12 protein-coding genes are annotated in these 13286 nt (G+C 70.6%); 6 read left to right on the plus strand and 6 right to left on the minus strand.

Annotated features, from left to right (window positions below; translation table 11 throughout):
- Window positions 1–65: 65 nt before the first annotated feature.
- Window positions 66–1076: a LacI family DNA-binding transcriptional regulator gene (locus ACIOD2_RS02975; protein ID WP_400533542.1), complete on the minus strand. Its 1011-nt coding sequence runs from the start codon at window positions 1074–1076 to the stop codon at window positions 66–68.
- A gap of 133 nt (window positions 1077–1209) precedes the next feature.
- Between ACIOD2_RS02975 and ACIOD2_RS02980 the strand changes: the two genes are divergently transcribed.
- Genes ACIOD2_RS02980 through ACIOD2_RS02995 form a run of 4 tightly spaced genes read left to right on the plus strand, consistent with a single transcriptional unit; the run spans window position 1210 to window position 7327 of the window.
- The gene (locus tag ACIOD2_RS02980) at window positions 1210–2508 is read left to right on the plus strand and encodes an extracellular solute-binding protein (protein ID WP_400533545.1); all 1299 of its coding nucleotides are present in this window, start codon (window positions 1210–1212) and stop codon (window positions 2506–2508) included.
- On the plus strand, window positions 2505–3473 hold the full coding sequence (locus ACIOD2_RS02985) for a carbohydrate ABC transporter permease (protein WP_400533548.1): 969 nt from the start codon (window positions 2505–2507) through the stop codon (window positions 3471–3473). The genes ACIOD2_RS02980 and ACIOD2_RS02985 overlap by 4 nt, the downstream gene beginning before the upstream one ends.
- A complete protein-coding gene (locus ACIOD2_RS02990; RefSeq protein ID WP_400533551.1) occupies window positions 3473–4297 on the plus strand; it encodes a carbohydrate ABC transporter permease in 825 nt (274 codons plus the stop codon). Before ACIOD2_RS02985 ends, ACIOD2_RS02990 begins: the two co-directional genes overlap by 1 nt.
- A gap of 15 nt (window positions 4298–4312) precedes the next feature.
- A complete protein-coding gene (locus ACIOD2_RS02995) occupies window positions 4313–7327 on the plus strand; it encodes a glycosyl hydrolase 115 family protein (RefSeq protein WP_400533554.1) in 3015 nt (1004 codons plus the stop codon).
- Between the two features lie 59 nt (window positions 7328–7386).
- On the opposite strand, the gene ACIOD2_RS03000 is transcribed toward ACIOD2_RS02995, so the two are convergent.
- Window positions 7387–8445: a LacI family DNA-binding transcriptional regulator gene (locus ACIOD2_RS03000; protein WP_392775762.1), complete on the minus strand. Its 1059-nt coding sequence runs from the start codon at window positions 8443–8445 to the stop codon at window positions 7387–7389.
- A 137-nt stretch (window positions 8446–8582) separates the two neighbouring features.
- Between ACIOD2_RS03000 and ACIOD2_RS03005 the strand changes: the two genes are divergently transcribed.
- Window positions 8583–9599 (plus strand): endo-1,4-beta-xylanase, encoded by a 1017-nt coding sequence (locus ACIOD2_RS03005; RefSeq protein ID WP_400533557.1) that lies wholly within the window; start codon window positions 8583–8585, stop codon window positions 9597–9599.
- Here the strand turns inward: ACIOD2_RS03005 and ACIOD2_RS03010 are convergent.
- Both ACIOD2_RS03010 and ACIOD2_RS03015 read right to left on the minus strand, forming a co-directional pair.
- Window positions 9589–10134 (minus strand): polysaccharide deacetylase family protein, encoded by a 546-nt coding sequence (locus tag ACIOD2_RS03010; RefSeq protein ID WP_400533560.1) that lies wholly within the window; start codon window positions 10132–10134, stop codon window positions 9589–9591. The genes ACIOD2_RS03005 and ACIOD2_RS03010 overlap by 11 nt on opposite strands.
- A 52-nt stretch (window positions 10135–10186) precedes the next feature.
- Window positions 10187–11122, minus strand: a complete 936-nt coding sequence (locus ACIOD2_RS03015; protein WP_400533563.1) for an acyl-CoA desaturase — start codon at window positions 11120–11122, stop codon at window positions 10187–10189.
- A gap of 285 nt (window positions 11123–11407) precedes the next feature.
- On the opposite strand from ACIOD2_RS03015, the gene ACIOD2_RS03020 reads away from it, so the two are divergent.
- Complete coding sequence (locus tag ACIOD2_RS03020; RefSeq protein WP_400533566.1) at window positions 11408–11635, plus strand: hypothetical protein; 228 nt, start codon at window positions 11408–11410, stop codon at window positions 11633–11635.
- Between the two features lie 79 nt (window positions 11636–11714).
- On the opposite strand, the gene ACIOD2_RS03025 is transcribed toward ACIOD2_RS03020, so the two are convergent.
- On the minus strand, window positions 11715–11918 hold the full coding sequence (locus tag ACIOD2_RS03025; protein WP_086680104.1) for a cold-shock protein: 204 nt from the start codon (window positions 11916–11918) through the stop codon (window positions 11715–11717).
- Between the two features lie 98 nt (window positions 11919–12016).
- On the minus strand, window positions 12017–13282 hold the full coding sequence (locus ACIOD2_RS03030; RefSeq protein ID WP_400533569.1) for a class I SAM-dependent methyltransferase: 1266 nt from the start codon (window positions 13280–13282) through the stop codon (window positions 12017–12019).
- Window positions 13283–13286 lie beyond the last annotated feature (4 nt).

Consider the following 13286-nt stretch of genomic DNA (forward strand, 5'->3'; position numbering starts at 1 on the left):
CAAGTCGTCGGAGGACTCGGTGGGCTGCGTGGTCAAGGCGGTCCGCCCTTCGTCGGGGAGAAAGATCAGGAGAGGGCGCAGGTCGAGCTGCGCACCACGAGGCCCGTGTCCAGGGTCAGGTGGGTGCGCTCGACCTCGTCGCCGTTGATCAGCGCGATGAGCATGCTGATCGCGCGGTGGCCCATCTCGCGGATCGGCTGGTCCACTGTGGTCAGTGGTGGGCTGCAGAGCGCCGACTCGGGCACGTTGTCGAAGCCCACCACGGAAAGGTCTTCGGGCACCGAAAGGCCCAGCTCGCGGGCGGCGCCGACGGTCGCGATGGCCGAGATGTCGTTCGCGGCGAACACCGCGGTCGGCCGGTCGAGCCCGGTCAGCAGCTCGTGCGCCGAGGCCGCGGAGATCTCCGGGTCGTAGGCGCCGTCCCGGATCAGGCTCTCGTCGAACGGCACGCCGGCCGCGGTCAGCGCCCGCAGGTAGCCGGTCTTGCGCAGCTCGGCGGACTGCAGGTCGGGCCGTCCGGCGAGGAAGGCGATCCGCCGGTGGCCCAGCTCCAGGAGGTGCTCGGTGGCCAGCTGCGCGCCGCGCAGGTTGTCGGAGTCGATGGTGGGCAGGTGCGACGGCCCGGTGTGCGGGTCGACGGCCACCACCGGCGTTCCGGGCACGGCCTCCAGGGACACCGCAGGCGTGACCAGCACGGCGCCGTCGACGAGGGTGCCGCTCAGCCGGGAGAGGTAGCGCTTCTCCCAGCCCTTCGGGTCGCCGGTGCGCCCGCCGGCGGAGTAGACGACGAGCTCGAAGCCGCTGCCGCGGATGGCGTCGGCGGCCCCCTTGAGCAGCTCGGTGGAGAACGGTTCGAGGTCGGCGACCAGGATCCCGATCACGTTGGTCCGGTGGTTGCGCAGGCTCTGCGCGACGAGGCTCGCTTCGTAGCCGAGTTCTTCGATCACCGCCCGGACCTTGGCGAGGGTGGCGGCGGAGACGCCGTAGCGATCGTTGATCACCTTGGAAACCGTGGCCACCGAGACGCCGGCGTGGGCCGCGACGTCACGGATGGTCACCCTGGAACTGGGCTGCATCGCCTCAGACTAGCCATGTAAAACGTTATCGACAACGATTGACATCCGTTTTTCGCTGGCGCAGACTCTTCGCCAACCCGGGCGTTGTCACGCCCCGTCCAACTCGGCCGAAGTCGTCAGGAGTGGACCAGAGATGTTTGTGAAACGCAGAATCCCCGTAGTCGCCGCGCTCGCGGCCGTCGTGCCGCTCGCCCTCGCGGCGTGCAGCGGCGGCGGGGGGAGCGACACGGCCGCGCAGCCGAGCGGACCGGTCACCCTCACGTGGTGGCACAACGGCACCAGCGACCCCCTGAAGGGGATCTGGGAGCAGGTGGTCGCGGACTACCACCAGGCGCACCCGGACGTCACCATCAAGGCGCAGCCGCTGCAGAACGAGGAGTTCCCCACCAAGATCCCCCTCGCCCTCCAGTCGAACGACCCGCCGGACGTCTACCAGGCGTGGGGCGGCGGCGAGATGGCCTCGCAGGTCACCTCGGGCAAGGTCGCCGACATCTCCGACGCCACGAAGCCGTGGATCTCCCAGGCGGGCAAGCTCGCCACGGACTGGCAGGCCGACGGGAAGCAGTACGGCGTGCCGTTCGAGCAGCACGTCGTCGGCTTCTGGTACCGCAAGGACCTGTTCACCACGGCCGGGATCACGTCGCCGCCGTCCACGCTGGACGAGCTGAACGCCGCGGTCGGCAAGCTCAAGGCCGCCGGCCTCGCGCCGATCGCGGTCGGGGGCAAGGACCGCTGGCCGGACGCCTTCTACTACAACTACTTCGCCATCCGCGAGTGCTCCAACGACGTGCTCAAGAAGTCGGTGAAGGCCGTCAAGCTCGAGGACCCGTGCTGGACGAAGGCCGGTCAGGACCTCAAGAGCTTCCTGGCCACCCAGCCGTTCCAGACCGGGTTCGCCGGCACCCCCGCCCAGCAGGGCGCGGGCAGCTCCGCGGGGCTCGTCGCCAACGGCAAGGCCGCGATGGAACTGCAGGGTGACTGGGAGCCGGGCACGATGTCGTCGCTGACCGACGACAAGCAGCTCGACTCGAAGGTCGGCTGGTTCCCGTTCCCGGCCGTGGCCGGCGGCGCGGGCGACCCGGCCGCCGCCCTCGCCGGTGGTGACGGCTTCTCCTGCACGAACCGTGCGGCCAAGGCGTGCGCCGACTTCCTGCAGTACCTGGACAGCGAGCCGGTGCAGACGAAGATCGCCGCGGCCGGCGCCGGCCTGCCGGTCAACATCGCGGCCGCGAAGTCGCTCAAGACGGACACCCTGAAGACCGTCTTCGACTACGGCCAGAAGGCGCCGTACCTGCAGCTGTACTTCGACAAGGCTTTCCCGACCGCGGTCGGCGCGGCGCTGAACGACGCGGTGGCCAACATGTTCGCCGGCCAGGGCACCCCCGAAGGCATCGTGGCGGCCGTCAACCAGGCCGCGGCGGGCAACAAGTGACCACGACCACCAGTCCGGTGCGGGCGGCGCGACCGCCCGCACCGGCGGTGCCGGTCCGGAAGCGGCGCTCGAGCCTGCGCAAGCGGCTCGAGCTGGCGGTGCTGCTCGGCCCGGCGCTGCTGCTGTTCGCCGGGTTCGTCCTGGTGCCGATCGGGATCGCCGGGTTCTACAGCCTGTTCAACTGGAACGGGTTCGGCGCGCTCGACGACTTCGTCGGCTTCGACAACTACGTCGACGCCTTCACCGGGTCGGTGTTCCAGGGCGCGATCGGGCACAACCTGATCATCGCCGGGCTGTCGATCGTGGTGCAGCTGCCGCTGTCGATCGGCCTGGCGCTGCTGCTCAACCGGAAGCTGCGGGGCCGGGCGGTGCTGCGAGCACTGGTGTTCGCGCCGTACGTGCTGTCCGAGGCGATCACCGCGGTGATCTGGCTGCTCATGCTGCAGCCCGGCGGCTTCATGGACCAGGTCCTCAAGGCCGTCGGTCTCGGCGGCCTGGTCCACCAGTGGGTGGCCGACCCGAGCCTGGTGCTCTACACGCTCTTCGCGGTGATCACCTGGAAGTACGTCGGCTTCGGCATCATCCTGCTGCTCGCCGGTTTGCAGGGCGTGCCGGCCGAACTGCGGGAGGCCGCGGCCCTCGACGGCGCGTCGGCCTGGCAGACCACCTGGCACATCGTGCTGCCGCTGCTCGGGCCGACCATCCGGATCTGGGTCTTCCTGTCGGTGATCGGCTCGCTGCAGCTGTTCGACCTGGTGTGGATCATGACACTGGGCGGGCCCGCCAACGCGTCGACGACCATGGCGACCTACCTGATCGACCACGGGTTCAAGCGTTACGAGTTCGGGTTCGGCTCGGCCGTCGCGGTGATCCTCTTCGTCATCTGTTTCGTGTTCGCCCTGCTGTACCAGCGGTTCGCGCTCCGCCGTGACACCGCGGGTGCCCTGACGAGGATGGTGGGCTGATGCGCAGCGGCCGGTTCGGCCTGTCGATGGGCTACCTGGCGGCGATCGTGGTGCTCGGCGTGACCGTCGTGCCGCTGCTGTTCGTCCTGCTCGGCGGGTTCCGCACCAACGCCCAGATCAACACCGACCCGGCCGGGCTGCCCGGCCCGTGGGTGTGGGACAACTACGCCACGGTGCTCACCTCCGGCGCGTTCTGGATGTTCCTGGGCAACAGCGCGCTGATCGCCGTGATCGCGACGCTGCTCGCGGTCGGCCTCGGCTCGATGGCCGGGTTCGCGCTTTCGCGCTACCACTTCAAGGGCCGTGAGGCGTTCTACACGCTGTTCACCCTCGGCCTGCTGTTCCCGCTCGGCGTCGCGACGCTGCCGCTGTACCTGTGGCTGCGCCAGCTCGGGATGCTGGAGAGCTTCTGGGGTGTCGCGATCCCCGAGGCGGCGTTCTCGCTGCCCGTCACGATCGTGATCCTCCGGCCGTTCATGCACGCCATCCCCGGTGAGCTCGAGGACGCCGCGGTGCTCGACGGCGCGAGCAGGCTCGGGTTCTTCTGGCGGATCCTGCTGCCGCTGTCGGCGCCCGCGCTGACCACGGTCGCCGTGCTCGCCTTCGTCACCAGCTGGAACGCCTACCTGCTGCCCCTGCTGGTGTTCAACGACTCCGCGCACTTCACGCTGCCGCTCGGGGTCGCCACGTTCCAGTCCCAGTACTCACAGGACACCGCCCGGGTGCTCGCGTTCACCGCGTTGTCGATGATCCCCGCGCTCGCGTTCTTCGTGCTCGCCGAACGGCGCATCGTCGGCGGGCTGACCGGATCCGTGAAGGGCTGACCCAGGAGGCCTGCCGTGACGTCCGAGGTACACCGCCGTACCTTCCTGCAACTGATGGCCCTCGCCGGGGCGGGGACCGCCGCGCTGCCGGGGACCGCCGAAGCCGGCACGGGATTCCCGCTGGTGTCGCGCGGGAAAGCCGCGACGATCGTGGTGGGCTCGGGGGACTTCCCCGGGGTCCGCCGGGTCGTCGGCGACCTGGCCGCCGACGTCGAGCGCGTCACCGGCGTGCGGCCGGCGGTGTCGGTCGACGTCGTCCCGAAGGACGGGCCGGTGGTGCTCGTCGGGACCCTCGGCCACAGCCCGCTGGTCGACGGCCTGGTCCGCGCGGGCAAGCTCGGCGTCACCGGGGTCGCCGGGAAGTGGGAGACGTCGCTGAGCCAGGTCGTCGACGGGAAGCTCGTGCTCACCGGCAGCGACCAGCGCGGCGTGATCTACGGCGTCTACGAGATCTCGCGGCGCATCGGCGTCTCGCCGTGGTACTGGTGGGCCGACGTCCCGCCGCGGCGCAGCGCGGAGCTGCACCTGCCGGGCGAGCGGTTCAGCCTGGGCACGCCCCGCGTCAAGTACCGCGGGTTCTTCATCAACGACGAGAACCCGGCGCTCGGCACGTGGGCTCCCGCGTACTTCGGGCCCGGCAAGGCGCCGGGGTATCCGGGCGGGTTCAACCACGAGTTCTTCGCCAAGGTCTTCGAGACCCTGCTGCGGCTGCGCGCGAACTACCTGTGGCCCGCGGTCTGGGGACGCGCGTTCGCCGAGGACGACCCGCTCAACCACGCGACGGCCAAGGAGTACGGCGTCGTCATGGGCACCTCGCACGAGGCGCCGATGATGCGCGGGATCGAGGAGTGGAACCGGCACGCGGTCGCCGCGGTCCGCGACGCGGCGGGCACCATCGTCACGCCCGGCCACGACCCGTACGGCGGCACGGGGGAGTGGAGCTTCCGCCGCAACGGCGAGGCGATCAAGGCCTACTGGGCCGACGGGATCCGCCGGATGGCCCGCGAGGACTTCGAAGGCGTCGTCACGCTCGGCATGCGCGGCAACGGCGACGTCAGCCTGCCCGACGGCGACGGCATCGAGCTGATGCGCGAGATCCTCGCCACCGAACGGGAGATCCTCGCGCGGGAGCTGAGCACGGACGTCCCGCAGGTGTGGACGCTCTACAAGGAGGTCCAGCGCTACTGGGCCCAGGGCCTGCGCCCGCCGGACGACGTCATCGTGGTGTTCACCGACGACAACTGGGGAAACATCCGCAAGCACCCGGATCTGTCCCTGCCGCCGCATCCGGGCGGGTACGGGCTCTACTACCACTTCGACTACGTCGGCGGCGGCCGCAACTACAAGTGGGTCGACACCGCCCTGATCGCGAACACGTGGGAGCAGCTGAACCAGGCCGTCTCCTACGGCAACGACCGGCTGTGGGTCGCGAACGTCGGGGACATGAAGGGCAACGAGCTGCCGCTGCAGTTCTTCCTCGACTACGCCTGGAACCCCGCGGCGCTGCCCGCTTCGCGACTGTCCACCTGGGAACGCGACTTCGCCGCGACGAACTTCGGTGCCGCAGTGGCGTCGGACATCGCGTCGGTGCTGCACGACTACGGGCGGCTGCAGTCGCGCCGGAAGCCGGAGCTGCTGAACCGGAAGATCACGCTCCAGCCGGACGGCACGATCGTGTACGACGACCAGGCGACACCGTTCAGCCTGGTGAACTACCGCGAGCTGGACACGGTCACCGACGAGTGGCAGGCCCTGACGGCACGTGCCGAGAAGATCTCTGCGCGGCTGCCCGCGGCCTATCGTGATGCCTACTACGAGCTGGTGCAGTACGAGGTCAAGGCCACGGCGAACCTGTACGCGTTGCGGCGCGCCGAGTTCACCAACCTGCTCTACGCAGCCCAGGGTCGTGCTTCGGCGAACGTGCTGGCCGCCGTCACCGAGGCCCGGTTCGCCGACGACCTCGCGCTGGCCGAGAAGTACAACACGGGCATCGCCGGTGGCAAGTGGAAGGGTTTCCAGACCCAGCCGCACATCGACTACGGCGACGTCGCGCGGTACGGGCCGAACGCGCCGTGGCAGCAGCCGGAGAAGGACAACGTCGCGCTGCCGGACGTGATCTTCCCGGCGGTGCAACGGGTTTCCGTTCCTTCGCCCGCCGAGATGGGTGTCGCCGTCGACGGCTCGGACCAGTGGTGGCCCGCGGCGCCGGGACGTCCGGTGCTGCCGGAGTTCAGCCCGTTCCAGAGCGCGCCGGCGCAGTACGTCGACGTGTTCAACCGGGGGCGGACGCCGTTCCGCTGCACCGTCACGGCCGGGGCGCCGTGGGTACGGGTCGAGCCGCGCGGCGGCCGGGTGGACGAGGAGCTGCGGATGACGGTGCGGATCGACTGGGCCCGGGCGCCGAAGGGCACCACGACCGTCCCGATCACCGTCGCCGGCGCGGGCCGCTCGGTGGTGGTGGACGCCGTCGTGCGTTCCGCCGACCTGCCGGTGTCCTGGCGGCGCGGGTTCGTCGAAGCCGGGGGTTACGTCTCCATGGCGGCCGCACACGGTGACGCCGTACCCGCGGCGGGTGTGTCGTGGCGGCAGATCCCGGACCTCGGCATGACCCCGTTCCCGGTGACGGCCGCGAGCCGGGTGGTGGGAACGGGCCCGCGGCTGGAGTACCGGATGACCCTGTTCACGACCGGCCCGGTGACGGTCTGGGCCTACCTTTCCCCGCGCAGCAACGTCCTGCAGGGTGACGGCCTGCGCTACGCGATCTCACTGGACGACGCGGCACCGCAGGTCGTGAACATCACGAAGGTGTCCGGCGCGGACGACATGACCATGAACCGCCAGTGGGAGCGGACGACGTCGGACAACGTGAACCTGACCTCGACGCGGCACGTGGTCGCCGCGGCGGGGCCGCACGTGCTGAAGGTCTGGATGATCGACCCGGCGGTGGTGGTCCAGAAGCTGGTGGTCGACACCGGTGGGCTGCGGCCGAGTTACCTGGGGCCGCCGGAGAGCACGAGGCTGGGGAAGTGAGCGGCGCCCGGGCCAGTGGCCGTCGTGACCGGCGGCCACGGGCCGCGGGTCCGGCTCGGTCACCTCGGTGCGGGGATCACGTTCTCCGCCGGAGCTGCCGTGCTGTGCCGCACCACCAGGCTCGTCGCCAGCTCCAGCCGCCGCGCGTCCGGCGCCAATCCCCGGGCCAGCGCGATCGCCAGCCGGGCCCCGGCCGCCGCCATCTCCTGCAGCGGCTGCCGGATCGTCGTCAGCTCGGGGGTCAGCCAGCGAGCGACCGGCAGGTCGTCGAAGCCGACCACGCTCAGGTCGCCCGGGATCTTCAGGCCGGCGTCGCGGGCTGCCTCGTACACGCCCAGGGCCTGCAGGTCGCTGCCGGCGAAGACCGCTGTCGGGCGGTCGGGGAGGGTGAGCAGTGATGCCAGCTCGCGGTAGCCCGAGCGGACGTGGAAGTCGCCGCGGCGGACCAGCGCCGGGTCGAACGCCAGGCCCGCCGTCTCCAGCGCCGTGCGGTAGCCGTCGATGCGGGCCCGGCTGCACAGCACGCCGTCCGGGCCGCCGATCATCGCGATCCGCCGGTGGCCCAGCTCCACCAGGTGCCGGGTGGCCGTCAGCCCGCCCTGCCAGTTCGTGGCCCCGATCGAGGGCGTCTCCGGGCCGGGCGCGCCGGCCGGGTCGACGATCACCAGCGGGATGTCCCTGGCTCGCAGCTTCGCCAGCTGCCCGCCGGTGAAGTCGGAGCACACCGAGACGATGCCGACCGGCCGCCGGGCGAGCACGCTTTCCAGCCAGCTCTGCCCCGGTGTGTGCCGCCCCGACGATTCCGCCAGCACGACCGCCATTCCGTTTTCGCGGGCGACGTACTCGACCCCGCGGATGATTTCCAGTGCCCACGTGCTTTCGAGTTCGTGGAACATCAGTTCCAAGAGCCGGGAACGACGGGAGCGTTCGTCCGCGCGGCGCCGGTAACCGTATTTCCCGATGACCGCTTCGACGCGGGCGCGCGTGCTTTCGGCGACGTCCGGACGTCCGTTCAGCACCTTCGAAACGGTCGGCACGGAAACGCCGGTCTCGGCGGCGATCCGGGCGATGGTGACCCGCGACGCTGCGGGTTCGAGATCGTCGGATTTCACTGGCATGAAGGAGATTCTAGGTCATCCGGCGCGGAATGGACACGCTCGAAACTTTCGAGCATTGCTCCGACAGGTACCTTGACCGCCGCCGACAGCGGCTTCTATCGTCGAAAACCCTCCCATTTCCCCCGAGGAGTCACGTGATGGTGCACGCAATTCCGGTCAAACGCGCCCTGGTCGCGATGGTGGCGCTCGCGGGTGTCGCCGTCTGGCAGGCTCCCGCGGCTTCCGCGTCGGTTCCGTTGAAGGACATCACGCACCGCTACGTCGGCAGCGCGGTGGCCGCTTCGTATCTCGCCTCGGAGCCCGATTATCGCGCGGTGCTCACCCGGGAATTCGACAACGTGACGCCGGAGAACGAGATGAAATGGGGCACGGTCGAAGCGGTGCGCGGGCAGTACGACTGGTCCGGCGCGGACGCGATCGTGCGGTACGCACAAGCGCACCACAAGACCGTCCGCGGGCACACGCTCGTGTGGCACTCGCAGCTCCCGGACTGGGTCGCCGCCCTGCCCGCCGCCGAACTGCGGCGCGTGCTGCGCGACCACATCACCACGGAGGTCAAGCGGTACAAGGGAAAGATCCGCGCCTGGGACGTCGTCAACGAGCTCTTCAACGAGGACGGCACGCGCCGGGACACGGTGTTCAGCCAGAAGCTCGGGGACGGCTTCGTCGCCGACGTCTTCCGCTGGGCGCACGCGGCCGACCCGTCCGCGACGCTCTACATCAACGACTACAACATCGAAGGCAAGAACCCGAAGAGCGATGCCGTCTACGACCTCGTGAAGACGCTCCGGCGGCAGGGGGTGCCGATCGGCGGTGTCGGCGTCCAGGCGCACCTGTCGACCCAGTACGGCTTCCCGGAGGGCTACCAGGCCAACCTCAAGCGGCTCACGTCGCTCGGTGTCGACGTCGCGGTCACCGAGGCCGACGTCCGCATCCCGACCCCGCCCGACGCGGCGAAGCTCGACGTCCAGGCGAGCTACTTCGACCAGCTGTGGGACGGCTGCCAGGCGGTCCGCAAGTGCGTCGAGTTCACGACGTGGGGCTTCACCGACCGGCACTCGTGGGTCCCGGACGTCTTCCCCGGCGAGGGCGCGGCCTGCCTGTTCGACGCCGATCTGAAGCCCAAGCCGGCCTACAAGCGCATCAACCCGTGACGGCGGCCGCGCGCAGGCCGCGAGCGGCGAGCGCGGCCAGGATGCGGGGGACGGCGGCGACGGTCGACGCGTAACCGCCGTCGTGCATCAGGATCACCCCGCCCGGCTCGACGGTGGCCGAGGCTTCGACGATCTCATCCGCCGAAGCCTCGGCCCAGTCACGGGTGTCGACCGTCCAGAGGACCTCGGTGAGCCCGTGCCCGGCGATCGTGGCCGCCACCGTGGCGTCCGTGTCGCCGTACGGCGGGCGGAACAGCCGCGGCCGGGTGCCGGTGATCCCGGTCAGCAGGTCCTGCGTGCGCGCCACCTCGAGCTCCCGCTCCGCGGGGGAGAGGGAGGGCAGCCGCGGGTGCGTCCAGCTGTGGTTGCCGATGGGGTGCCCGGCCGCGGCGATGGCGCGGACCAGGTCCGGGTGGTCGGCGGCGTGCGACCCCTGGAGGAAGAACGTCGCGGGCGCGTCGCCGAGGGCGGCGAGCAGCGCCGGCGTCGTCTCCGGGTGGGGGCCGTCGTCGAAGGTCAGGGCAACCGTGTCCATCCGTCCACGGTCACCCCGCCCGCGACGAGCGGCAAGGAGTTTCGACGGGCTTTCAGCGCGCCATGGCGGCGAGGCGCTTGGCCGTCGGCCAGCGGACCTGCCAGGCCCAGCCGAGCTTCTCGAACGCCCAGATCACCCGGGCGGAGATGTCGATCTGGCCGCGCTGCACGCCGTGGCGGGCCGACGTCGGGTCCGCGTGGTGGGAGTTGTGCCAGGACTCGCCCATCGAGAGGATCGCCAGCGGCCAGAAGTTGGCCGAGCGGTCGCGGCTCACGAAGGGCCGTTCGCCGATCATGTGGCAGATCGAGTTCACCGACCACGTCACGTGGTGCTGGAAGGAGATCCGGGCCAGCCCGGCCCACAGGAACGCGGTCAGCGCGCCCCACCACGACAGCGTGATCAGGCCGCCGAGCAGCGCCGGGAGCAGCAGGCTCGTCACGACCCAGACCGGGAACAGCCGGTCGACGAGCGTGATGTCGCGGTCGGCGGCCAGGTCGGGGGCGAAGCGGGCGACGTTGGTCTTGTCGCGGCCGAAGAGCCAGCCCATGTGCGCGTGCCAGAAACCGCGGGCCAGCGCCACCGGGGACGTGCCGAACAGCCACGGGGAGTGCGGGTCGCCCTCGCGGTCGGAGAACGCGTGGTGGCGGCGGTGGTCGGCGACCCAGGTGAGCACCGGGCCCTGGGCGGCGAGGCCGCCGGCGATGGCGAGCGCGATGCGCAGCGCCCGCTTCGCGCGGAACGCGCCGTGGGTGAAGTACCGGTGGTAGCCGACCGTGATCCCGAGGGTCGAGACGACGAAGAAGGCGCCGCCGATGGTCAGGTCCAGCCAGCTGACGCCCCAGCCCCAGAACACCGGGATCGCCGCGGCGAGTGCGAGGAAGGGGACCAGCAGGAACGTGCGGATCGTGATCAGTTCGGGGATGGTCTGCTTGCCGGAGAGGACGGGCTTCGGCGCAGGCCGGGATTTCACCGAGGTGGGTGAGGTCATGCACTACTCGTTTCGAGGTGTTCGCCACGCGCGGAGGGGTGCCTGCGCGGGAGGCCGGGGACGCGGAACACCCGGCCGATCAGCTGTGTGTGCGAGGCCCGCCGCGCGGTCGCCGCTCCTGCCGGCGCCCGGCCGTCGAGGGCCGCGGGGGACGGGAGTGCGCCCGGCACTGTGCCGGCGTACGAGGTGCTCCCGTGTTTCCGAGGCTACCCGAGGGCCGTGTGAACCCGCAGTGTGGCGAACGAGCGGACCCCGGCGCACCCCGCCGGGCGCTACGGTGGGCGGATGGCAGACCGTGCAGGTGGACCCGCGCTGGACCCGACCCTCTCCGAATGGCTGAAGGCCCGCGACGAGACCCATCGGCACCTCGGCACCATCGAGGAGACCGTGGACGCCGGGTGGACCCAGCGGCTGGCCGACCTGCTCGCGACCGAGCAGTCCTGGCAGGCCCAGTACACCGAGCTGGTCGCCCTCGGCACCCCCGGCCGCCGGTTCCCGACGTCCAACCGCTGACGGCGCCTGACCTCGAAGGACCCTGGAAAAGGGGAATGCCCCCGCCCCGAGGGGGCGAGGGCATTCCATGTCGCGTGGTTCAGATGACGCTGACCCGCTGGGCCTGGGGGCCCTTCTGGCCCTGGCCGATTTCGAACTCCACACGCTGGCCCTCGTCGAGCGACTTGAAGCCGGTGCCCTGGATCTCGGAGTAGTGGACGAACACGTCCGGACCCCCGCCGTCCTGAGCGATGAAGCCGAAGCCCTTTTCACCGTTGAACCACTTGACACTGCCCTGAGCCATACCCATACCTACTCTTCATAGTGAGCCTGGCCGCCCCGTTCGGACGCCCGGTCTCGTGACTATCCTCGCAGAACCTTCGCCGAGAGGCACGCCCGGTCTCAAACACCCCAGTCGGGCCGCAGCGGCATGCCCATTCCACCCTGGTTGTCGGTGCGGACCCCGAGGATCTGGTGCAGTTCGATCTCCCGCCGTTCGAAGGCCAGCCGGCAGGCCGCCAGGTAGAGCGCCCAGACCCGGCTGCGCCCCGCGCCGGCCTCGCCGACGGCCTCGTCCCAGTGCTCGTCGAGGTTGGCGCACCAGCCGGCCAGGGTGGTCGCGTAGTGCTCGCGGAGGTTCTCCGAGTGCCGGACCTCGAGGCCGGCGTCGTGCATGGCCGTGACCAGCTCACCGGGGGCTTCCAGCTCGCCGTCCGGGAAGACGTACCGGTCGATGAACCCGCGGGAGCGGTGCGCGACGCTCGTGTCCGGGTTGGTGATGCAGTGGTTGAGCAGGCGGCCGTGCGGCTTGAGCTTGGCGGCCAGGAAGCGGAAGTACCCCGGCACGTTGCGGGCGCCGATGTGCTCGGTCAGCCCGATCGACGAGATCGCGTCGAAACCGGTTTCGGTGACGTCCCGGTAGTCGAGGTGCCGGATCTCGGCGCGGTCGGCCAGGCCGAGGGCGACGATGTTCTTCTGCGCCCACTGCGCCTGTTCACGCGAAAGTGTGACGCCGAGGGCCTCGACGCCGTAGTGGCGGACCGCGTGCGCGACCATCCCGCCCCAGCCGCAGCCGACGTCGAGCAGCCGCATCCCCGGCTTGAGGCCGAGCTTGCGGCAGACCAGGTCGAACTTGTGCTCCTGGGCCTGCTCCAGCGTGGCGCCGTCCTCGGGGAACACGGCGCAGGTGTAGGCCATCGACGGGCCGAGGACCAGCTCGTAGAACCGGTTGGACACGTCGTAGTGGTTCGAGATGGCGCTGCTGTCGCGCTCCTTGGAGTGCCGCAGCCCGGACAGGCTCCGCTTGAACCGGTTCGGCAGCTCTTCGGCGGGCGGCTGGACGCGGCGCAGGTGGGCGGGCCCGAGCTTGCGCAGCATCCAGACGCGGTCGGCCGGGGTCAGCTGGTCGACTTGGGCGGCGAGCGCGTGCAACGCCGTGTAGAGGTCGCCGGTGACCTCGATCGCCCCGGCGACGTACGCGCGGGCCAGGCCGAGGTCGCCCGGGGACGACATCAGGTAGTCCAGCGCGAGCGGCGACCGGACCTCGATGGCGACCGGCGCGTCGGCCGGGCCGGTGCTGCTGCCGTCGTAGGCGGTGATGGACACGGTGGAGCTCGGGCCGAGCAGGCGCTCGAAGACTTCGCCGACCGGGATGCTTGCCTTGGTCACTTTT

The sequence above is a fragment of the Amycolatopsis sp. NPDC088138 genome (assembly GCF_044741685.1).
Classification (GTDB): Bacteria; Actinomycetota; Actinomycetes; order Mycobacteriales; family Pseudonocardiaceae; genus Amycolatopsis.